The 21,573-nt window shown below is 69.6% G+C and carries 18 protein-coding genes and 1 pseudogene; 14 read left to right on the top strand and 5 right to left on the bottom strand.

Going from position 1 to position 21,573, the window contains the following annotated elements; translation table 11 throughout:
- Positions 1 to 123: 123 nt before the first annotated feature.
- The 5 genes from NNJEOMEG_RS19545 to NNJEOMEG_RS19525 form a co-directional block, all read right to left on the bottom strand.
- Positions 124 to 885 carry a fumarate reductase iron-sulfur subunit gene (locus NNJEOMEG_RS19545; RefSeq protein WP_173087158.1) on the bottom strand — a complete coding sequence of 254 codons (762 nt, stop codon included), beginning with the start codon at positions 883 to 885 and terminating at the stop codon, positions 124 to 126.
- 18 nt (positions 886 to 903) lie between these two features.
- Complete coding sequence (locus tag NNJEOMEG_RS19540) at positions 904 to 2,763, bottom strand: fumarate reductase flavoprotein subunit (protein WP_173087157.1); 1,860 nt, start codon at positions 2,761 to 2,763, stop codon at positions 904 to 906.
- 10 nt (positions 2,764 to 2,773) lie between these two features.
- Positions 2,774 to 3,433: a succinate dehydrogenase/fumarate reductase transmembrane subunit gene (locus NNJEOMEG_RS19535; RefSeq protein ID WP_173087156.1), complete on the bottom strand. Its 660-nt coding sequence runs from the start codon at positions 3,431 to 3,433 to the stop codon at positions 2,774 to 2,776.
- A gap of 909 nt (positions 3,434 to 4,342) precedes the next feature.
- On the bottom strand, positions 4,343 to 5,695 hold the full coding sequence (gene dctA / locus NNJEOMEG_RS19530; RefSeq protein WP_173087155.1) for a C4-dicarboxylate transporter DctA: 1,353 nt from the start codon (positions 5,693 to 5,695) through the stop codon (positions 4,343 to 4,345).
- 719 nt (positions 5,696 to 6,414) lie between these two features.
- Positions 6,415 to 9,780 carry a PAS domain S-box protein gene (locus NNJEOMEG_RS19525; RefSeq protein ID WP_173087154.1) on the bottom strand — a complete coding sequence of 1,122 codons (3,366 nt, stop codon included), beginning with the start codon at positions 9,778 to 9,780 and terminating at the stop codon, positions 6,415 to 6,417.
- A gap of 127 nt (positions 9,781 to 9,907) precedes the next feature.
- On the opposite strand from NNJEOMEG_RS19525, the gene NNJEOMEG_RS19520 reads away from it, so the two are divergent.
- The 14 genes and pseudogenes from NNJEOMEG_RS19520 to NNJEOMEG_RS20355 form a co-directional block, all read left to right on the top strand.
- Positions 9,908 to 12,235 carry a mechanosensitive ion channel domain-containing protein gene (locus NNJEOMEG_RS19520; protein ID WP_173087153.1) on the top strand — a complete coding sequence of 776 codons (2,328 nt, stop codon included), beginning with the start codon at positions 9,908 to 9,910 and terminating at the stop codon, positions 12,233 to 12,235.
- Between the two features lie 52 nt (positions 12,236 to 12,287).
- Entirely contained in the window at positions 12,288 to 12,884 is a 597-nt protein-coding gene (locus NNJEOMEG_RS19515) for an RNA polymerase sigma factor (RefSeq protein ID WP_173087152.1), read from the top strand.
- On the top strand, positions 12,881 to 13,159 hold the full coding sequence (locus tag NNJEOMEG_RS19510) for a hypothetical protein (RefSeq protein ID WP_173087151.1): 279 nt from the start codon (positions 12,881 to 12,883) through the stop codon (positions 13,157 to 13,159). The genes NNJEOMEG_RS19515 and NNJEOMEG_RS19510 overlap by 4 nt, the downstream gene beginning before the upstream one ends.
- A gap of 2 nt (positions 13,160 to 13,161) precedes the next feature.
- Positions 13,162 to 13,653 (top strand): hypothetical protein, encoded by a 492-nt coding sequence (locus NNJEOMEG_RS19505; protein WP_173087150.1) that lies wholly within the window; start codon positions 13,162 to 13,164, stop codon positions 13,651 to 13,653.
- A gap of 125 nt (positions 13,654 to 13,778) precedes the next feature.
- Positions 13,779 to 14,693 (top strand): hypothetical protein, encoded by a 915-nt coding sequence (locus NNJEOMEG_RS19500; protein ID WP_173087149.1) that lies wholly within the window; start codon positions 13,779 to 13,781, stop codon positions 14,691 to 14,693.
- Between the two features lie 108 nt (positions 14,694 to 14,801).
- Positions 14,802 to 15,656, top strand: a complete 855-nt coding sequence (locus tag NNJEOMEG_RS19495; protein WP_173087148.1) for a hypothetical protein — start codon at positions 14,802 to 14,804, stop codon at positions 15,654 to 15,656.
- A gap of 7 nt (positions 15,657 to 15,663) precedes the next feature.
- Positions 15,664 to 16,491: a hypothetical protein gene (locus NNJEOMEG_RS19490; protein WP_173087147.1), complete on the top strand. Its 828-nt coding sequence runs from the start codon at positions 15,664 to 15,666 to the stop codon at positions 16,489 to 16,491.
- Between the two features lie 118 nt (positions 16,492 to 16,609).
- Positions 16,610 to 17,365, top strand: a complete 756-nt coding sequence (locus NNJEOMEG_RS19485; RefSeq protein WP_173087146.1) for a phage tail protein — start codon at positions 16,610 to 16,612, stop codon at positions 17,363 to 17,365.
- 2 nt (positions 17,366 to 17,367) lie between these two features.
- Entirely contained in the window at positions 17,368 to 17,895 is a 528-nt protein-coding gene (locus tag NNJEOMEG_RS20830) for a tail fiber assembly protein (RefSeq protein WP_173087145.1), read from the top strand.
- Between the two features lie 3 nt (positions 17,896 to 17,898).
- Positions 17,899 to 18,234: a hypothetical protein gene (locus NNJEOMEG_RS19475; RefSeq protein ID WP_173087144.1), complete on the top strand. Its 336-nt coding sequence runs from the start codon at positions 17,899 to 17,901 to the stop codon at positions 18,232 to 18,234.
- On the top strand, positions 18,231 to 19,058 hold the full coding sequence (locus NNJEOMEG_RS19470) for a hypothetical protein (protein ID WP_173087143.1): 828 nt from the start codon (positions 18,231 to 18,233) through the stop codon (positions 19,056 to 19,058). Before NNJEOMEG_RS19475 ends, NNJEOMEG_RS19470 begins: the two co-directional genes overlap by 4 nt.
- A 15-nt stretch (positions 19,059 to 19,073) precedes the next feature.
- The gene (locus NNJEOMEG_RS19465) at positions 19,074 to 19,478 is read left to right on the top strand and encodes a hypothetical protein (RefSeq protein WP_173087142.1); all 405 of its coding nucleotides are present in this window, start codon (positions 19,074 to 19,076) and stop codon (positions 19,476 to 19,478) included.
- Between the two features lie 9 nt (positions 19,479 to 19,487).
- Complete coding sequence (locus NNJEOMEG_RS19460; RefSeq protein ID WP_173087141.1) at positions 19,488 to 20,453, top strand: hypothetical protein; 966 nt, start codon at positions 19,488 to 19,490, stop codon at positions 20,451 to 20,453.
- A 9-nt stretch (positions 20,454 to 20,462) separates the two neighbouring features.
- Positions 20,463 to 21,573 (top strand): annotated as a pseudogene (locus tag NNJEOMEG_RS20355) (hypothetical protein); the annotation flags it as partial.

The following is a 21,573-nucleotide window of genomic DNA, read 5'->3' as shown; positions in this document are numbered from 1 at the left end:
GGGTTTAATCCCCTTCCGGAACGGGGGTGGTGTGTTCTCCCCCGCGTCCCCCTCGGTTCATGGCTTACGGGCGGGTTTCCCGTTGGCAGTGGTGAGACCCGCAGAAGCCGATTGACGCCAAGGTTAGAGCTTTACTTCCCGCTTCATGAAGCTGGGCAGCAGGTTGTTCACGGCGGCGAAGGCCATCTTCTGGCGCAGCTTGCCCAGCACGTCCTGCAGGGGCAGGTACTTGGGGCAGACGTCCTGACAGGCCAGCAGGCCCATGCAGCCGAAGATGCCTTCGTCGGTGCCGATGATGTCGAAGTATTCCTTTTCGGTGCGCTCGTCGCGGGGGTCCAGGATGAAGCGTGCCACGCGGTTCAAGGCCGTGGCGCCCAGGAAGTCCTCGCGCATGAGGGCCGTGCCGCAGGCGGCCACGCAGCAGCCGCATTCGATGCAGCGGTCGAGCTCGTAGATGGACTCGGCCACGGCGTTGTCCATGCGCTCCTCGGGGGCCGAGGGGTCGAAGACCTTCTTGGTGTGGCACCAGGACTCGATCTTCTTGTACATGGCGCGGAACCAGGTGCCGGTGTCCACGGAGAGGTCGCCCACCAGCTTGAAGACCGGCAGGGGCATGAGGGTGTTCTCCTCGGGCAGCTCCTTGGTCTTGGTGTGGCAGGCCAGGCCCGGGCGGCCGTTGACCACCATGGCGCACGCGCCGCAGATGCCCGCGCGGCAGCAGAAGTCGAACTGCAGCGAGGGGTCCTGCTCTTCGCGCAGGCGGTTGAGCACGATGAAGAGGGTCATGGACTCCGTTTCATCGATGGTGAAGCTCTGCATGTGCGGGACCGACTGGGGGTCCTGCGGGTTGTAACGGAAGATGTTGAACTTGAGCATTCTGGCCATTGTGTTCTCCTCGCTTCCTTAGGCCTTCGCGCCCTTGGGCGTGGCGACGGGGGGGGTGTCCATGGGAATGATCTTGCCGCCGCCGTAGCCGCGCTCGCCGGGCGGGATCTCGAAGACCGAGGTGGCGGGCTCGTAGGTCAGGGTGGGCAGATCGTCGGAGAGGTTGGCCCAGGTGGCCAGGGTGCGGTTGAGCCAGTCGCGGTCGTTGCGCTCGGGGAAGTCTTCCCGGGTGTGCGCGCCGCGCGATTCGGTGCGCTTCAGGGCGGCGTAGCACACGCACAGGGCCATCTTCACCTGGCCTTCGATCTTCAGGGCGGCGGCCAGCTCCTGGTTGGCGCCCAGTCCGTTGGAGCGCAGGCCCACCTTGCGGGCGCGCTGGAGGATGTCCGTGAGCTTGTCCACGCTTTCCTGGAGGTCCTTGCCGTTGCGGAAGATGCCCGCGCCCTTCATGATGGCGTCGAACATGGCGTTGCGCACGGCGTAGACGTTCTCGCGGCCGTTGGCTCCGTGGATGAGGGCCTTGATGCGGTCCTGCTGGCGGGAGAAGGCTTCGCGCATGCAGTCGGTCTTGAAGGCGGTGTCGGAGCCCTGGAGGAATTCCACCACCTTGCCGCCCACGTGCATGCCGGCCACGATGGTTTCGGCCAGGGAGTTGCCGCCCAGGCGGTTGAAGCCGTGCATGTCCCAGCAGCAGGCTTCGCCGGCGGAGAAGAGGCCCTTGAGGCCGTAGGCCGCGCCGTCGGAGTTGGTGCGCACGCCGCCCATGGAGTAGTGCTGGGTGGGGCGCACGGGGATGAGCTGGTGCACGGGGTCCACGCCCAGGAAGGATTCGCAGATCTCCTGCACCTCGCGCAGCTTGGTGGAGATGTGCTTCTCGCCCAGGTGGCGGATGTCCAGCCAGAGGTGGTCGCCGTAGGGGCTCTTCACGCCCAGGCCCTTGCGCATGTGTTCGGTCATGCGGCGGCTGACCACGTCGCGGGAGGCCAGTTCGGCCTTTTCGGGCTCGTAGTCGGGCATGAAGCGGTACTGGTTCACGTCGAGCAGGGTTCCGCCGTCGCCGCGGCAGCCCTCGGTGACCAGGATGTCCGTGGGCACGATGCCCGTGGGGTGGAACTGCACGGCCTCGGGGTTGCCGATGACGGCCTTTCCGGTGTCCAGGGCGATGATGTGGCCGCCGCCGTCGCAGATCACCGCGTTGGTGGACTCGCGGTAGATGCGTCCGTAGCCGCCGGTGGCGATCAGGGTGGCCCGGGCCAGGTAGGCCGAGAGCTCGCCGGTCTTGAGGCAGCGGACGATGGCGCCCATGCAGGTTTCGCCGTCGTGGATCAGGGCGATGGCTTCGGTCTTGTCGTGGACTTCGACGCCCATCTGGGCGGCGCGGTTGTCCAGGGTGTAGAGCACGGCGTGGCCGGTGCCGTCGGAGGTGTAGCAGGTGCGCCACTTGGCGGTGCCGCCGAAGCTGCGCGAGTGGATGAGGCCTTCGTTCTCGGGCTTCTCGAAGGCGGTGAAGGGCTTGCCGCCCTTGTAGTAGGTCTGCTCGCCGGGGACCACGCGGTTCCAGGGCACGCCCCAGAAGGCCATCTGGCGCATGGCGATGGGGGCGGTGTCGGCGAAGATGCGGGCGCATTCCTGGTCTGCGCCCCAGTCGGAGCCCTTCACGGTGTCGGCGAAGTGCACGTCGGGGGTGTCGCCCTCGCCCATGGCGGAGTTGCCCAGCGCCGCCTGCATGCCGCCCTGGGCGGCCGAGGAGTGCGAGCGCCTGGCGGGCACCAGGGAGAGGCAGGTGACGGAGAAGCCGTTGTCGGCGGCCTCGATGGCCACGCGCTCGCCGGCGAGGCCGGCTCCGATGCACAACAGGTCGGTTTGGAAGATTTGCATGGCGTAGTCCTTATTTGATGGCGAGGAACCAGAAACGCAGCAGGGTGATGACGCCGATGGAGATCATGACGGCCGTGAGGAGGTTCTCCTTCTTCTTGAAGCCGAAGCGGCCCTTGGAGTCGATGACGCCCCACTTCATCATGATGCGGTAGAAGCCGATGCCCACGTGCAGCTCCACCATGGGGAGCAGCAGCAGGTAGAACAGCATCCACCAGCCGTTCTGGACGCGCGCCGCCGACTTCTGCGCCGTGATGGGCAGGTCGGTGAGGACAACCCACATGTGGATGGCGCCCATGATCAGGATGATCATGGCGGTTACGGCCTGCACCACCCACAGCCACGTGTCGGAGTGGCGCATGCGCTTGGCGTTGGCCAGCATGACGCCCTGCTCCTTGGAGGTGAAGGGGATCTTGCGGGCCGCCAGCACAAAGTGGCTCAGGAACACAAGGAAGATGACGGGGCCGCCCACCTGGGCCATGCCCGTGGATTCGAAGAAGTGGCCGATGGCGTTCATGACGCCGGGGCCGATGATCACGCTGGAAACCAGGAACAGGTGCGCCCACATGAACAGGACCAGGCACGCGCCGGAGAGCATCTGGAGCCAGTCCAGATAGGCCGAGCACTTGCAGCTGACCACGGGCTTGTGGGTGGCGATGGACGGGATCGACATTTACATCCTCCAATCTTGGTTGTGCGTACCGAAGGGGCATTCGCCGCCGGGACGCCCGGCGTGCGGCACACCCCCGTTCCGGGAGGACGCGCCCGGGAGGGAGCGTCCGCCAACGCGCCGGAGCGGGGCGGTATGGAGAGCGCCGCACCCGGAGGCGGGACGCGCGCGGCGTCCTTCCTTGCGGGCCGCGTGCGCCCCGTGCAGGCCGGGGCGCGCGCCTGGCGCGGGGATGGGAACCGGACCCCGGGCGGACGCCTCCTCATCGCGGGCTTGGCCGGGCGTCGCGACCGGCAGCCCCGGGGAGCGAAGGGCGTCCGCGGCCTGGGCCGCGAGGCGGACAGGGCGGGACACGCCAGGGGCCGCGCGCCGTGCGGCGCCGCGGGGAGTCTGGGGGTGTCCGGTCCGTCCTGCCATGGGTGTCTACCGTTGTCCTTCCTGCCGTCCTGGAGGGAGCGGCGAGGCTTTCTAACATGAAAGAGAACGCCCGCAATTAGGCAATTAGCATGCCAGTGGGCGGCTTCTCGCTGACAATGACAAGAGATACCATGATTCCGCGTCGTTAAGCAATATCTTCCGGCAGGTCGGCAGGGTGTGTGACGAGTGTGCGGGTGGGGCGTGGTGTGGCGGAATGGTGTGGCATGCGCCTCACTTGTGTGGCGTATGCCCCATGTGTCGGGCGTTCCCGCGGGTCGTGTATTCCAAAGGCAAGCGCGGAACGGGGGCCTGAGGCCGCCGCGAACCCGGCCTTGCGGCATTGGTCCCGGTCTTGCGCGCGGCGCGGCCTGGAGCAGGGCGTCTTTGCCGCCCGTCAGCGGCTCTTGCAAACCCCGCTTCGGGGTTTGCCGTCAAGCAAAAGGCCCGCCCCTTGCGGGGCGGGCCTGGTTGCCGTTGTCTTGCCGCGCGCGGCCGCTACTTCTTGACGGTCTCGGCGTTGTGGGCGGCGATGAGGGCGTCCTCGGGGTCGTCCACCATGTCGTCGGTGACGTGTCCGTCGAGCACGCGGTGGAGCTTGTTCATGTCCAGCGCGCCCTCCCACTTGGCCACCACCAGGGTGGCCACGCCGTTGCCGATCAGGTTGGTGATGGCGCGTGCTTCGCTCATGAAGCGGTCGACGCCCAGGAGCAGGGTCAGGGACGCCATGGGGATGGTGCCCGTGGACTGCAGCGTGGCCGCCAGGGTGATGAAGCCGCCGCCGGTGACCGCGGCCGCGCCCTTGGAGGTGAGCAGCAGCACGAACATGATGTAGAGCTGGTCGTTGAAACTCATGGGCGTCTGCGTGGCCTGGGCCAGGAAGATGGAGGCCATGGTCAGGTAGATGCAGGTGCCGTCGAGGTTGAAGGAGTAGCCCATGGGCAGGGTGAGGCCCACCACGGACTGGTCCGCTCCGGCGTTCTCCATCTTGGCCATCATGCGGGGCAGGGCGGCCTCGGAGGAGGAGGTGCCGAGCACCAGGAAGATTTCCTCGGAGATGTACTTGAGGTACTTCCACAGGGAGAAGCCGGCCATCTTGCAGACGGTCCAGAGCACGATGAAGATGAAGGCGATGCAGGTGACGTAGACGTCGATCATCAGGCGTCCCAGGGCGATGAGGGCGTCATGGCCCTGGGTGGCCACCACCGTGGCGATGGCGCCGAACGCGCCGAAGGGCGCGAAGTACATGATGTAGTGCACCACCTTGAACATGCCTTTCGAGAACTCGTCTATGAACTGGACGACTGTTTTCGCCCGGTCTCCAAGCGCCGAGAGGCCGATGCCGAAGAGGATGGAGAAGAAGAGCACCTGAAGGATTTCACCCTTGGCGAAGGCGTCCACCACGGACGTGGGGATGATGTTCAGCAGGAAGTCGACGGTGCTGGTGACCTTGGCGGTCTGGCCGGCATAGGCCTCGACCTTCTTGAGGTCCGCCGCGCTGGATTGCATCTGCTTGGCATAGGCGTCGAGCCCCACGCCGGGCTGGGTGTAGTTCACCACGGCCAGGCCGATGGCCAGGGCGAAGAGGGTCATGAGCCAGAAATAGGCCATGGCCTTGAGGCCCACGCGGCCCACCTTGCCCATGTCGCCGATCTTGGCGATGCCTGTGACCACGGTGCAGAAGATGATGGGGGCGATGATCATCTTGACCATCTTGATGAAGGCCTTGCCCCAGGGCTCCATCTTGGAGGCGAATGCCTTGGTCTCGGGAATCAGGCCGATGATGATGCCCACGGCGATGCCGAACAGAACCCAGAAATACAGCGTCTTGTAAATCGGTTTGCCTGCCATTGCTCCTCTCCTGGATCGCTTGCTGAACACGTTGAAAGCTTTTTCCGACACGACGCCCTCGGTCGGGCGGGGTTGGTGTGCGGTGCTACGACGCTACGCCTTGATGCCTCCTTGCGAAGGGGCGCGGCCGGGAGGAAGCCGCGACGCTTCAAACTGATTTCGATGCATTCCGGCGGGTCCGGGAGGGACCGGCGGCCGGGCATGGCCGAAGCCTTGACCGGAGGCGGATGGCAGGGCCGCGCTCCGGAGTCGAACTATGTTGACGCATGGATTGAGGGCTTCGCGGGGGGCGGCGAAGGCCGCCTGAAGCCTGTGGCGAATCATCCCTCCTCGCTTGCGGCGCGCGCCCGAAGGGCCCGCGCCGTGGTTGACGCCCATGTGGCCGCACGCTTTGTTGAAAACATCGCGCGCGCCTGTTTCCGAGCGGGAGCCGTCGCGGCCGGGGCTGGCTTCCGGCGTCGCAGGGGAGGGATGCAGGGGACGGCTGGTTTCCCGTTGCTTGAGGCCATTGTTAGACGTTCTCACCAAAAATCTCAACAAGAAAAAAAGGAGTCCGTCATTCCGGGCGTTTCCGGGCGGGTACGAAAGGGAGCGGTCAGGTCCCGGAGGGTCAGAGGGGCCGGGAGGACCGGCAGGAGCGGGAAAAGGGGAGGCGGCCCCGCCGGGGCGCGCCGGGCCGTGCGGCGAGCGCCGGGCGTCGCGACGGGGGAGGCCCGGCCTCAGGCGATGCCGTGCTTTTCCATGTTGCGGTAGAGGGTGCGCCGGTCGATGCCCAGAAGCCGCGCGGCCTTGGCGCGGTTGCCCGCCGTGCGGGCCAGGGCGTCCAGGATGTCATCCCGTCCGAGGGCGTGGCGCGTGTAGAACGTGCGCCCGTTGGCGGGCTGGTCGGCGGCGTCCGGTGGGGGGGGGGCGAGGGCCTGGCTTTCCCGGAGGGGGTCGGGCTGGGCGTGGGCTTCGGCGCGGTAGCGCGCGGCGTGGTATCCTTCACCCCCGGGGCGGGTCCCATTGCCCGACGCGGATGGCAGCTGGCCGCGCACCAGTTCCTGGGGCAGGTGCTCGGGCAGGATGTCGCCGCCGGGGCAGAGGATGCAGGCGTGTTCCAGAGTGTAGCGCAGTTCGCGCACGTTGCCGGGCCAGTGGTAGGTCATGAACAGGCGCATCACCTCGTCGCCCACGCGGGCGATGTGCTTGCCGAAGCTGGCCCTGAACAGACCCAGGAAGTGTTCGCAGAGCAGGGGGATGTCCTCGGTGCGCTCGCGCAGGGGCGGCAGGTGGATCACCATCACCTTGAGGCGGTAGAAGAGGTCTTCCCGGAAGAGTCCCAGGCGGATCTTCTCCTGGAGGTCCACGTTGGTGGCGGCCAGCACGCGCACGTTGGCCTTGCGGGTGCGCGAGTCGCCCACGCGCTCGTACTCCTTGCGTTCCAGCACGCGCAGCAGGTTCAGCTGGATGCGCGGGGAGATGTCGCCGATCTCGTCCAGGAAGATGGTGCCGTCCTCGGCGGCCTCGAAGCGGCCCACCTTGTCGCGGATGGCCCCCGTGAAGGCCCCGCGCACGTGGCCGAAGAGCTCGCTCTCCAGCAGAGACTCCGAAAGGGCCGAACAGTTCACCTTGATGAGCGGCCCCTTGGCCCGGGGGCCGCCGTAGTGCAGGGCCTCGGCCACCAGTTCCTTGCCCGTGCCGGACTCCCCGGTGACGAGCACCGTGGACTCCACTTCGGAGAGCTGGTCCAGCACGGCGTAGATGGAGCGCATCACCTTGGACTTGCCGATGAGCCCCCGGTGGCCGTGCAGGTCGGTGAGGCGCTTTTCCAGGTCGGCCAGGCGGGTGATGTCGCGGATGACGAGCACCGCGCCCACGAAGTTGTTCTCCGGGTCCAGAAGCGGCGAGGAGTTGATGACCACGGTCTGTCCCGGGCGGTGGCCCTTGCACTCCACGCGGTACTCGATGACGGCCTCGCGGGTCTTGAGCGTGGTGGAGAGCACTTCGAAGCAGGCGCGGCGGCAGTGCCCGCCCACCAGGTGGAGGTGCTTGCCGTGGGAGGTTTCGCCGCCGATGCAGCAGAGTTCCGAGAGGGCGCGGTTGGTCTGGAGCACGTTCATCTCGGTGTCCACCACGATGAGGGCGTCGGGGATGGAACGGAACACGGCCTCCAGGTTCAGGCGCAGGCGCTCCTTTTCGTCCATGGCGCGCTTGAGGGCGCGTTCGGAGAGGATGGACTCGGTGATGTCGCGGCCCACGGACTGGTATTCCAGGAGCCTGCCCTGCTGGTCGAAGAGGGCGTGGTCGTTTCGCGCCAGCCAGCGCTCCTCGGCCCCGGGCAAGGCCATGCGGCACTGGATGGAGCCCACGGGCGCGGCCTGGGTGAGGGCGCGCAGGTGCCGCTCCTGCCGCTCGCGTTCCTCGGGGAGCCAGAAGGCCATGAACTGCGAGCCCAACAGCTCCTCCTTGGATTTGCCGAAAGAGCGGGCCATGGCCTCGTTGGCGAAGGTGACGGCCCCGTCGGGGCGGAAGCGGCAGACGAGTTCGGTCTGGTCCTCCACGATGGCGCGGTAGCGGGCCTCGCTGGATTCCAGGGCCTCCTTGATGAGCCGCCGGGCGGTGACGTCGGTGAGGTAGCCCACGATCTCGGCCGGGCGTCCCAGGTCGTCCAGGACGAGGCGGAACTGGTCGCGGATCCAGCGGGTGAGCCCCTGGGCGTTGGTGAAGCGGTATTCGCGGGTGCCCTGTCCCAGGGCCAGCTGGAGGCGAAGCTCGGCCTCGGTGGCGGGGGCGTCCAGGGGATTGATGCGCGAGAGCCAGAAGCCGTGCTCCTCCAGGAAGCGCCCCGGGGGGAAGCCGGTAAGGTCCTCGATGTTGTCGGAGATGTAGGTGAGCTCCAGCTCTCCGGCGGGCTTGCGCGAGTAGATCACGGCCGGGGCGCTGGTGAGCAGGGCCTTCATGCGGGCCTGGGTGCGGGCCAGGGTCTCCTCGGCCTGCTTGCGCTCGGTGATGTCCTGGACCATGGGCAGGTAGTAGAGGGGCCTGCCCCCGGCGTCGCTCACCAAGCCAGCCGAGAGGTGCACCCAGACCACCTTGCCGGACTTGTGGATGTAGCGCTTGTCCAGTTCGTAGGAGTCGATCTCGCCGCTTTTGAGCCGGGCCGAGCGCTGCTGGGCGGCCTCCACGTCGTCTGGGTGGGAGAACATGATGATGGGCTTGCCCAGGAGTTCTTCCTCGGTATAGCCCGTGATGCGGCAGAAGGCCTCGTTGGCGCGCAGGAACACCCAGTCCAGGGAGAGCATGGCCGCGCCGATGGGCGACTGGTCGAAGGTGCGGCGGAACTTCTCCTCGGAGGCGCGCAGCTCCAGGCCCATGGTGCGCAAGGCTTCCTCGGCCAGCTTGCGCCGGGTGATGTCGATGTTCAGGCCTTCGATGTAGAGGAGGTTGCCCGCCTCGTCGCGCACCTGGCGCGCGCTGGTGTTGATCCAGCGCACGCCGCCGCCCTTGCGCTTGAAGCGCGTCTCGAAGCCGGTGATGCGGCCTTGGGCCTCCAGTTCGGCCATGAGGTGGTCGCGGTCGGCGGGGTCCACGTAGAGCTGGGCGCGCAGGTCGGTGAGCTGGGCGATCACCTGTTCGGGCGTGTCGTAGCCCAGGATTTCGCACAGGGCCGGGTTCACGGCGATGAAGCGGCCGTCGGGCGTGGACTGGAAGACGCCCTCCACGGCGTTCTTGAAGAACGACTGGTACTTGCGCTCGATGAGCTTGAGGGGCGTCAGGTCCGTGAAGGTGAGGATGGAGAGCCGCGCGCCCGGCGTCACCAGGGGCTGGGCCGCGATGAGCACCGGCAGGCGCACGCCGCCCGCGCCCTGGAGGGTGCGCTCCTGGGGGGGCAGTGGCTTGTCCAGGTCCAGTGGCCTGTCGTGGGCGGGCTCGCAGAGGCATTCCAGGCCCAGGCAGTGGCGGCCCACGATCTCGCTCTCGGCGCGTCCCAGAAGCTCCAGGGCCTTGGGGTTGGCGTGGATGATCACGTGGTTTGCCGCGTCCACCACCAGGATGCCCGCGTCGATGGCTTCCAGGAGGTCGAGGCTGTCGATGTGCGACATGGGGTGCTCCGGGCGGTCTGGTTACGCCGCCGCGCCCCCGCGCGCAAGAGGCTTTGACAACCCGGCCCGGTCTGGTCCACGGTTTGAAAAGCCCCCCCGGGGGTAAGGAACGCCCCAGGAGCAACGCATGCGCCCAGTCCTCCCGTACGCTCTCGCGCTCATTCTCGCCCTAGCGGCATCCCAGGCCTTCGCCCAGCCCGGCACCAGAGCCTGGGCGGAAGTGCTCGAAGGCATCGACCGCGACCTGGACCGCCGCGCCGGGGAGATCGACGCCGTGCGCCTGGAGCTGCCCTCCCTGCTCTCCCAGGCCGGGCAGGACCTGGCCACCCTGGACAACCGCCTCACCCAGACCGTGATCCTCGAAGGCGTGGTGGGCGACACTCCCTGGACCTACCGCGCCCTGCTCTCCCAGTTCAAAAGCGTGCTCATGGCCGTGGAGGAGGACTCGCGCGGCCTGCGCCTGGCCAAGGAACACCTGAACAAGATCAAGGACGAGAACGCCACCCTGCGCGAGGCCAGGCGCAAGGGCCGCAAGGACGGCGAGAGCGACGCCGCCCTGTCCGCCCTGGAGGAACCCGGCAGGCGCATGGAGTCCATCAAGTCCGACGCCGACGCCCTCAAGGAGCAGGTGGACCGCGCCCTGGAGCGCTTCGAGTCCGTGCGGGAGCGCGCCGAGAGCGCGCGCGACGCCCTGCGCGAGGACTACATCCGCGTCTTCAAGGAACACTTCTTCGAGTCCGTGCGTCCGCCCCTGGACGCCTACGGCCTGATCCTGCTGGCCAACGCGGCCGAGGAATGGCGGGACGACTACCCCCGCTTCGTGCGCCCCGTGCGCGCGGGCGGGCGCTGGGACGCCCTGGCCTGGGCCACGCTGCCCCTGTGGACGCTCTTTCTGGGCGCGGGATGGCTCGTGGCCCGCTGGGCGCGCGTGGCGGGCGAGGCCCGCGTGCTCCTGGGCTGGCCGCTCATGGCCCTGGGACTGGCCCTGGCCGTGACCACCAGGATCGTGCCCTTCACGGCCAACCACGGGGTCTACCTGGGGGTGACCACCCTGGTGGCCTGCGGCGCGGCGGCGCTCACGCGCCACCGACTGGAGAAGGGCCTCCTGGCGTTCTGGCTGGCGGTGTTCTGCGCCGGGGCCGTGCTCCAGGCCCTGGCCCTGCCGGGCGAGGTGGTGGGGCCTGCGTGGTTCGTCGTGTCCGGTCTCGGGGCGTGGGCGCGCTGGCGGCGGGGCGCGCATTTCGCGGCGTGGTGCCTGGGGGCGCTGGCGCTCGCCGCACTGGGCGGCATGGGCCCCCTGGCGGTGGTGGCGGCCCAGGCGTGGTTCATGGCGCGCCTGGCCCAGGCCAGCGCCCTCTCGGTGAAGGCCCTGCTGGACGAACAGCCGGGGAGCTGGGTGCACTTCGTCACCCCCCTGGCCATGACCCTCACGGCCCTGGCCTGCCTGGCCTGGATTCTCTTGTTCATGGGCGGCCCCGGGTTCGTGGACCACGTGTTCGCCCTGGAGGTGGAGCTGGGCAAGGCCCGGCTCAGTCTGGACGCGGCGGCGTCCATGGTGCTCCTGTTCTTCGGCGTGCGTCTGGCGCTGGCCTGGTTCTCGGCCTTCCTGGAGCGCGCGTCCTTCGGGGGCAAGGCCATGGACCAGGCCCTGTCCCACACCCTGGGCATCCTGGCCTCCTACGTCTGCTGGACCGCCTACCTGCTGGCCTGCCTCCACGTGCTGGGCCTGCCGCTCTCGGGCCTTACGTGGATCGCCTCGGGCCTGTCGGTGGGCGTGGGCTTCGGGCTCAAGGACATCATCAACAACTTCGTCTCGGGGCTGATCATCCTCTTCGGCGGGTCCATCAAGAAGGGCGACATCGTGCAGACCGGCAAGCTCCTGGGCGAGGTCACGGCCGTGAGCGTGCGCAACACCACCGTGCGCACCATGGACAACTCCATGGTGATCATCCCCAACTCCAGCTTCCTCAAAGGCGAGATCATCAACTGGAGCTACCAGGACAAGCGCATCCGCCTGACCATCCCCGTGAGCGTGGCCCCGGGCACCAAGATCAAGAAGGTGCGCAAGATCCTCGTGGCCGAGGCGGCCCAGCACGAGAAGGCCCTCAAGGAGCCAGCGCCCTCGGTGTTCCTGCGACAGTTCGGGCGCATGGGCCTGGATTTCGAGCTCTACGTCTGGATCGAGGATTTCCGCGACAAGTTCCGCGTGGAGTCGGACCTTGCCACGGCCATCGATCAGGCCCTGCAGGAGAACAAGATCACCGTGGCCTTCCAGGGCGTGAAGGTGAAGTACAAGCCCCGGGGCAGCGAGGAGGCCCAGCGCGAGGCCGCCCGCGAGGCCCTGCGCGAGAAGCGCCGCCAGGTGTTCTCCCTGGTGCGGCCCCTGCGCCGCGTGCACATGCGCGCCCGCTGGGGCGTGAGCGCCCCTCCCCGGCAGGGGGGCGAAGAATCCTGAGGGGCGTGTAACCGCCACGTCCCCGTCCGCGACTACCCCTGCGGAGGCTCAAGTGGGGAAAGCCCTCATGGGGGACGCGCAGGCCGTGCGGCGCGTCCTCGACGGTGACACGGAGGCGTTCGAGGTGCTGGTGCGCACGCACCAGGAGCATCTGTTCCGCCTGTTGTCGCGCCATCTGCCCCGCTCCGAGGTGGCCGAGGCGGCCCAGGAGGCCCTCCTGGACGCCTACCAGAACCTGGCCAAGCTGCGCGAGCCGGATCGCTTCCGCTCCTGGCTCTCGGCCATCGCCATGCGGCGCGCCGCCGACTTCTGGCGCGAGCACGCCAGGCGCTCGGAAAAGGGCGTGGACTTCTCCGACCCGGAACAGTCCACCTGGATCGAGGAGCTCATGGCCGAGGACTCGGCCCAGCGCTTCGAGGAACTGGCCGGACGCCGCGAGGCCGTGAAGCTTGTGGAGACCCTCCTGGACGGGCTCGGCCCCGAGGACCGCATCGCGGTGGAACTCTTCTACGCCGAGGAATACGGCGTGGGCGAAATCGCCGAGATGCTGGGCTGGGGCGAATCGAAAGTGAAGGTGCGGCTGCACCGCGCCAGAAAGAAGATGGCCCGGCAGTGCGAGACGCTGCTGGGACGGGGAGTGAGGCCATGAACGAACGGATGGAACGCGTGGTCGGACATGTGGTGCGATCCAGGCAGACCGTGGACGTGCCGCCGGGATTCGCCGGACGCGTGATGGCCCACGTGCGCGAGCGCGCCGAGGCGGCGCTGGACGGCTGGTTCGTGCGCCGCGTGGCCCTGCCCTTCATGGCGGGCGGCGGCGCGGCCTCGGCGGGGCTGGGCCTGGCCTGGCTGTGGCTGTGGCAGGCCGGATACGCCGGGGAGCTGACGCTGCTCATCTCGGGCGCAACCTGGGCGGGCTTCTAGCGATGGCGGTCCTCAACAAGAAAACGCTCATTCTGGCGGGCGCGGGCATCTTCCTGGCCGGCGCCCTGGCCGGGGGCGTGGGCGCGGGCTTCGTGATCAAATACCGCTTCTCCCCGTCGCTGCGCATGGAGAAGATGGGGCCGGGCGGCTTCTTCATGGAGCGCCTGGACAGCGCCCTCAAGCTCTCCCCAGCCCAGCGCGAGGCCATCCTTCCCGTTGTGGAGGATGTGCTTGCCAAGGCCCGCCAGGTGCGCGAGCCCTGCCTGCGCGCCGAGGAGGATATCTTCGAGGAAGGCGCGACACGCATCCGCGCCCACCTGGACCAGGAACAGAACGAGCGCTTCACCGGCTTCCTGGATAAGGCCCGCAAGTTCCGCAAGCGCATCTTCGGTCCCGGTCCCGGCCCGGAGTTCGGGCCTCCGCCCCCTCCCCCCGGCTTCCCGGGCGATCCGCCCCCGCCCGGACCTCCCGGAGGACCGCCCCCCAAAGGATGATCCCCGGGCCGCCCGGCCCTGCATCGCCCGTCCCGCCCCAGGCAGGACGGGCGATTCGGTTTGACGCGGGGCGCGAATTTGTTCACCATGCCTGCCAACGAAACCACCAGCGCGCAGGCTCCCCCATGCCCACCTTCCCCGTCTTTTCCGCGGTATTCCAGGCCATGGCCGTGTTCGGCCTGCATCTCGGCAAGCTCGTGAAATGGGCCCTGGTCCCCCTGGCGCTCACGGCGGCGGCCGCCGCCCTGGCGGTGGGGGCGGCGGTGCTGGGCAAGGGGCTCCTGGCCGAGGGCTCCCGGGCGTGGTGGCTGGCCGCCGTGCCCGCCGCGCTCTTCGTGGGCTGGGCCTGGGCGCCCTACGGCGTGCGCGTGAACCAGCTGGCCGTGTGGGGGCGCGTGGAGCAGGGGGGCTACATGGCCCAGATGGTCTCGGGCCGCGTCAAGTCCTTCCTGGGCTACATGCTCCTGGTGGCGCTCATCCAACTGGCGGGCCTGGGCCTGTCGGCCGCTCCCTTCCTGGTGTCCATGTCCCGGGGCGACAGGGCGGCCCTGGCGGGCGGGGCCGTGAGCGCGCTCCTGGCCCTGTCGTTCCTGGTGCTCACCTCGCCGCTCAACCTGATCTGCACGGCGGCCTCGGTGACGCCGCGGCCGTCGCTGGGCCAGGTCTTCCATCTTGCCTCGGGCGCACGCTGGAGGCTCTTCTGGCTCATGTTCCTCCCGGCGGCCCTCTTCGCGGTGCTGGGGGAGGCGCTCACCCAGGTCTCCAACGCCTTCGGGGCCGACAAGACCGTGCTGGGCTTCGTGGTGTTCATGCCCGCCCAGGTGCTGCTCACGTTCTTTAGTTCCGTCACGTCCACGGCCGCGCCGGGCGTGGCCTGGCGCATGCTTTCCGGCCTGCCGGACCCGCGCGGCGCGGCGTCCGGCTCCGGGGGCGCGGCCTCCTCCGGTCCCGAATCCGCCCCCGAATCCGCCCCCGAATCCGGACCGGAGCCCGTTCCCGCAAGCTCCTCCGACCCCGGCCATGGACAGGACCGGCCCTGACGCCCGGGGACGCCCCCGCGCGTTCCCGGCCCCCGGACAACACCCCGCGTCCCTGCCCGACGGCCCGCCCGTCGGCGGCCGGGCGCACGTATTTCCAAGGAGTGACCGATGATGCGGGAGAGCGACGAGGCTCCCTGGCGTTTTTCGCCCCTGCGCGTGGTGGGCGAGTCCCTGGCCTTCACGGCGGTGCATGTCCGGGAGATCGCCCGGTGGGCCCTGGCCCCCCTGGTGTTCGGCCTGGGTTTTCACCTCTACGCCGAGGTGCGCTCCGGCGGCGACGCCTCCGCCCCGGCCTTCGGGCCGCTCATGCTCCTGGCGCTTCTGCTCTTGTGGATCAGGGTGCCCCTGGAAATGCGCCTGTACCGCCTGGGGCTGCTTGGCGAGCGCCCGGGCGCGCCCTACGCCCAGGAGCTGCTCACGGGGCGCTCCCTGCGCTATCTCTGGGCCTACGTGCGCATGACCTTCCTCTTCGCGGGCTGCGTGATGGCCGTCACCACCATCCTGGGCTCGGGCATGGGCCTTCTGGAGAAGGACGCCGTCCAGCCTGGCCAGGCCATGCCCCTGGCCTTCGCGGCCGCCGTGCTGGGGGCCATGGGGCTGGTCTACGCCTGGCTGGCCCCCCGGCTGCTGCTGCTCTTCCCGGACGTGGCCCTTGGCGGCCCGGGCAGGCTCTTTCCGGCCGAGGGCATCCCCCTGGGGGCCCGGCGGGCCCGCTGGCGCATTCTGGCCGTGGCCGCCCTGGTCTGGACCCCGGAGCTGTGCCTGAACGCGCTCACCCACGCGGGCCTGGGGGGCGAGCGCTGGCAGGCCTTCTCGGGCAGCGTGTGGTACGTGGCGGGCAGCTTCCTGCTGGGGCTGCTCACGCTGGTGGTCTCGTGCGTGGCCGGGTCCCGGATGTACGGCCTGCTGGTCCCCGGCGGCCCCAGGCCCGAACCCGAGCCTCAAGAATCCGACGAGGACTGAGCGCGCCGTGGGCTCCCGCTTCCCCGAGGGCCTGGAGTCCGGGCGAGGTCTGCCCGCGGGCCGCGTGCTGGGCGAGGCCCTGGCCCTGGCGTCCGGGCATTGCTGGACCCTGCTGGCCTGGAGCGCGTCCATGCCCGCCGTGGGGCTCCTGCTCATGGGGCTGGGAGTGCTCGCCGGGGCCTCGGGACCATGGGCCGTGGCGCTCACGCTCTTCATCTGGGCCATCATGGGGGGGCTGCTGGCGAGGTTCTGGGTGCGGGCGCACCGCCTGATGCTCCTGCCGCCCGACCGCGAAGGCCTTCCGGCCCCGGAGGGGCGCGTGCGGAGCTGCCTGTGGGCCATGGTCCTTCTGACGCTGGCCTCGGTCCCGGCGTGGGTCGCAGGACAGGTTCTGGCCAGGGCCATGGGCCAGGCCCTTGACCTGGCCTTGGACCTGGCCCCGGGGCTGGCCCCTGCCCGGTCCGGCCCCGTGGCCTCCCTGGAGGCCGTGGTTTCGTTGTTGCTGCCGTTCTTCGCCGTACAGGCGCTCATGGCCCGGCGCGTGCTCCTCTACCTGCCCGGTGTGTCCCTGGGACGGCGCGCGCCGTGGTCCCTGGCCACGGCCATGGGCCGGGGTCATGGCCTGGCCCTGGCGCGCCTCAATCTCTGCGCCGGGGGCTTCACCGTGGGCGTGAGCCTCTTCGCGGGGTGGCTGGTGGGCATGGCCTTCCCGCACGGCCCCCAGGGGCTGCTCGAACTCCTGACCCTCCTGGTGGGCCTGCCCGCCCAGGCCGTTTTCGTGGCCTGCCTCCAGGCCGCCTGCTACCGCCGCCTCACCCTGGACCCCGAGGCCTGATCCGACCGCCTTCAAGCCGCCGCGCACAATTTTTCAGCTTTTTACCCACATAGCGCTATGTGGGTATTTTTTTCTCCGCGCCTGGGGATAATCCCGCCGACCCTGGCAAGGAGAGACGATGGCCTTCACGCGATCAACCATCATCGACGCGTCCCCCTCGGGGGATTCCGTCAAGCAGGCTGTCCTGGACCTGGACGCCGACCTCACGGGGGCCTTCGCGGGCCTCAACCAGGTCCAGGCCGCCACGGCCCTCAAGATCAGCCAGTCCGAGTACGACCAGCCCAGCGGCGTGCCCCGCCTGGACGCCGCCGGGCGCATCAAGGCCGCCCAGATCCCGGACGCCGGGGCCGACCTGCCCGTGGGCATGATCGCCGCCTTCGGCATGGAGTCCCTGTCCGAGGACGCCAACTGGCTCGAATGCGACGGCGCGCAACTGCCCCTGGCCGACTACGCCGCGCTCCACGCCGCCATCGGCGACGCCTTCGGCCTGGCGGACCCTGGTTTCTTCCGACTTCCCGACCTGCGAGGCCGCTTCCTGCGCGGCTTCGACAACGGCGCGGGTCACGACCCCGACGTGGCCCGGCGCTCCGGCGGCGACGCCGTGGGCTCCACCCAGAACAGCGCCACCCTGGACCACGCCCACCCGCTGTTCACAGGCGGCGCGGGCTGGGGCGTGGGCACGGAAAACGGCGGCTTCGGAATCCCCACGGTCGTCAGCGGCACGGCGCAGTCCACCGCCGGGCTGCTCTCGTCCGCCGAGGGCGGCATGTTCTACCCCGCCGGCCAGGGCTCCGGCTGGCACCTCGCCCAGATCTCGCCCTGGGAGACCCGGCCCTTCAACGTGGCCGTGCTCTGGGCCATCAAATGGAGATGACCGTGATCCTCTACCGCTACGACGAATCGGGGCTCTACACCGGCCCCGTGTCCCCGGCCCTGTCCCCGGCGCGTCCCTTCGTGAACGGGCGTCCCAACCACCTGCGCCCCGCGCGCTCCACCGAGGCCGCCCCCCCCGAGGCCCCTCCGGGCCACGCCGCCGTGTTCGACGGCCAGGCATGGTCCCTGGTGGAGGACCGCCGGGGCCTCCCGGTCTACGACAAGTCCACCCGCGCCCGGAGCCTCTGGACCCGCCTCGGGCCGCTCCCCGAGGACCTCACGGACCAGACCCCGCCCTCGGACTGCCACGTCTGGGACGGCCAGGCCTGGACCGAGGACATGGCCCTGCGCCTGGCCCGGGTGCGCCGAGAGCGCGACCGGAAGCTCGCCGCCTGCGACTGGACCCAGCTGCCCGACGTGCCCCTGGCCCCCGAAACCCGCGCCGCCTGGACCGCCTACCGCCAGGCCCTGCGCGACCACCCTCAGGACTGGAGCGCGGACAAGACCTGGCCCCAGCCCCCCCAGGAGTAAACCATGGCTTATCGCTACGACCTCAAGATCGACCAGGGGGCCACCCTGGCCCTGGACATCGAATGCCAGGACGACGCCGGCAAGCCCATGGACCTCACGGGCTACACCGTCCAGGCCCAGATCCGGCGCCGTCACGACGACCCCGAGCCCGCCGCCGTGTTCGCGGCCGCGCTCGACGACCCGTCCACGGGCGTGGTGGGCCTGATCCTGGACGCCCACCAGAGCGGGGGGCTCACGAAATCCTACGGAGTCTGGGACTGCGAGGTCACCGCCCCGGACGGCAGCGTGCAGCGCCTCGTGGAGGGCAAGGTGAACGTCTCCCCGCAGGTGACGCGGTGAGCGCCCAGGTGCGTCGCATGGTGCTGCGGCGTGGCGCGCCCCTGGTGGCCAGGGTGGCCGTCTCCACCCCGGAGGGGCCTGGCCAGCACGGGCAGTTCAGCGCCCTGGAGCGCTGCCGGAGCCATGCCGCCAACGCCCAGGCATCCCGCGAGGCGGCCCAGTCCTCCCTGGTGCAGGCCCAGGCGGCGTCCGCCAATGCCCAGGCGGTGCTGGAACAGGCCTTGTCCGCTGCGGGCGGGGTGCGCGTGAGCCCCGCAGACGCTGCCCCCAAGGTGCTCTCCCTGGCCCTGGAGGCGCAGGCCCCCCTGGCCGCCGCCGTGCTGGACCCGGGCGGCGCGGAGCGTCTGGGACTCTCCCTGGACGCCATGACCGGGGCCACGGCCGGGCAGGCCGGGGCCGCCGGGGCAGTGCCCGCCCCCCAGGCCGGGGACCAGGGCCGCTTCCTGGGCGGCGACGGCCTCTGGCACGACCTGGACAGGGCAAGCCTCGGCCTCTCCCGCGTGGAGGACGCCTGGACGCCCCTGCCCGGTCCCGCGAGCGTGCTCTCGGCCTCCCTGGCGGCCCTGCCCGGGGACTGCCTTGCCCTGGCGGCCACCGGTCGGGCCATCCGGCCCCAGGCCCCGGCCGGGGCCAGAGGCCATGTGCTCGATGCCGCCTACGACCAGGCCCAGAACCGCACCGTGCTCGCCGTGGATGGCTTCGCCCTCGCGGCCGACTGCGGGACGCTCGAAGTGGGGCAGGACCCCGCCAACGCCCCGGCCGGATCGTCCGGGGCGGGCGACGCCCTCTACCTCGCCAACAACTACTATTATTTCGGCTTTTAGCCGGAGGAGATCACCATGGGTACCACACCCGCTTTCCCGGGCCTGCCCGCCGCCACGGCGGCGCGAGCCCTCGTCAACGCCGACGCCACGGCGTTCGTCACGCTCCACACCGCCATCGCGGCGGGTTCCGGCGGCAAAGGCGTCCTCCTGGGCCGCCTGCGCGCCGCCAGCGACAACGCCTCTGCCATCACGCTCCAGTTCGCCCGCCAGGTGTCGGGCACGGACTACGTGCTGGGCGAGGTCCAGGCCCCGGCGGGGGCGGGCACGGACGGGGCCACAGCCTGGGTGGACGTGCTGGCCTCGCTGAACAGCGGACTGCCGCTCACGCTGTCCCCGGGCGAGGCCCTGCGCGTGCGCGCCAAGGTGGCCGTCACGTCGGGCAAGCGCATCGACATCACGGCCGAAGTGGCCCCGCTCTAGGAGGCCGCCGTGAGTCTCTACTCCCTCAAGACCGGCGCGGCAGGCGCGCCGGTCCAATCCTGGAGCGCCTCCCTGGGCGTCTCCTCCGCAGGCGACAAGCTGGCGAAGCTCGCCGCGCTCTACGACAAGCGCCCGGAGACGACGCTCTCCGGCGCGTTCGCGGTCCCCGCCATCGAGAACGGCCCCGTGGCCGTGGCGCGCTTCGGCGACCTGACGCTCAACGGGGCCACCATCACCACGGACAAGCGCTGCAACGGCCTGTTCCTGCTCTGCGACAGCCTGACCGTCACCGGGGCCGCGAGCGTGATCCACATGGACCACACCCGGGCCAACCGCGCGTTCGACCCGGCCGACGCGGACTGCTCCATCCCGGCCAGCCTCGTCCTCTCGTCGCGGTTCCTCCCGCTCGCCGGGCTCCTGGCCATGATCCGCCAGAAGAACATCTTCGTGGGCGACCCGCAGTTCTGGCTTGAAATGGCCCCGCTCGTCACCTGCACCATCACGCCCGGGCCGTACCTTTCGCGCAACTCCCTGTGCGGCGCGGCTCAGAACAACTACGCTAACGTGGGGAATGCCGGGACCGGAGGGCCGGGTGGCGCGGGCGGATCCCGCATCGGCTGGGGAGAGCGTGGGCGATGGTGTCGCGGCGGGTACGGAAACGACTACTACGGAACGGCCTACCACAACCCCGAGACGCTGCTCGCCATGAGCAACCCCGGCGGATTCGTGGTGGTGGCCGTCATCGGCAACGTCACCGTCGGCCCCGGCCTGACGATCCATGCGGACGGAGGCCCCACGTCCGGCGTGGACTGCTCCGGCGCGGGCGGCGGCCTCGCCCGGCTGCTCCACGGCGGGACGCTCACCGGATCGCCAACCGTGCGCGCCGCCGCTGGCGCTGGCGGAGGCGGGACCTACGGCGTCGCTGGCGGGGCCGGATTCGCCGGGGCTTCCGGCTTCACCGCTTTCGGCCTGTGAGGAGATGCCATGAGCCTCTACGCAATCAAACAGTCGGCCGCCAAGGCGCGGTGGTCGCAACTGCTCACGCTGAACATCGCCACGCTGTTTTCCCTCTACACGTCCCGGGGGAACGCCACGTTTGACCAGGCGGGCCAGATCGTCACGGCCCTGGACGGCCCCATCCAGGTGGCCCGCTACGACGCCCTGACGGTCAACGCGGCGCTCACCGCCTCGAACCGCTGCCGGGGGTTGCTCCTGCTCTGCGACTCCCTGACCATGGGCGCGGCCGGGTCAATCTCCATGACGGCGCGCGGCGCGGCGGGCAACGCCTCGTGGGTGAACCAGAACATCCTCATCCCCAACGTCCCGCTGCTGCTCTCGGGCAAGGACACGGCCTACGCGGACTTCCTGGCCTGGATCAGGGCCGCGGGCTACTGCGTCTTCGACCCCAACCTCTATGTCGCGCGCCTGCCCGGGATGGGCGACGTTGATGCGGACTACATCAACTGGCCGAACAATGGCTCCCCGATCATTATTGCCAGCGGGTGTGGTGCTGGCGGTGAGGGATACACTGGAGTGGGCACGACTGGAGGCGCTGGGGTGAATGCCCCAGGCGGCGGTGGAGAAGGCGCGAACAACCCCTACCCGGCGGACATCGCCGGACAGGCGCGCGTGTGGGGCGGCGGCTCCGGCGGCGCGGCTGGCAATACGACCTCCGGGAAGCGGTCTGCCAGCCAGTACGGTGGTCCCGGCGGGGGTATCGCGGGGGTCGGCGGGCACTGTGGCGGGGGAGGCGCTGGGAACCCCGGAGGCCCTGGCGGGGGCGCTGGAACTGTTACTGCGCCTGGGGGGGACGGCACTGGCGGCGTCCTGATGATCCTCTGTCGCGGAAACGTCAACCTGACCGCAGGACACACCATCTCGGCATACGGCGTAGCCGGTGGAGCAGCCACATCGAGCCCGGCCTCTTATGCTGGCGGCGGCGGGGGGTCCGGCGGTGGATACATCGGCTTGTTCCGTGGTGGATCGCTGACTGGCGCCCTTAACAGCCCGTTGCAAAAGGTCGTTTTCGGCTATTACCCCTCACAGACGACTGCGATGGGCATGATTGCGCGGCATTGCTCCTCTGCAACCAAGA

Source organism: Fundidesulfovibrio magnetotacticus, assembly GCF_013019105.1.
GTDB classification, from domain to species: Bacteria; Desulfobacterota; Desulfovibrionia; order Desulfovibrionales; family Desulfovibrionaceae; genus Fundidesulfovibrio; species Fundidesulfovibrio magnetotacticus.
This window is presented reverse-complemented; position numbering and strand designations above follow the sequence as displayed.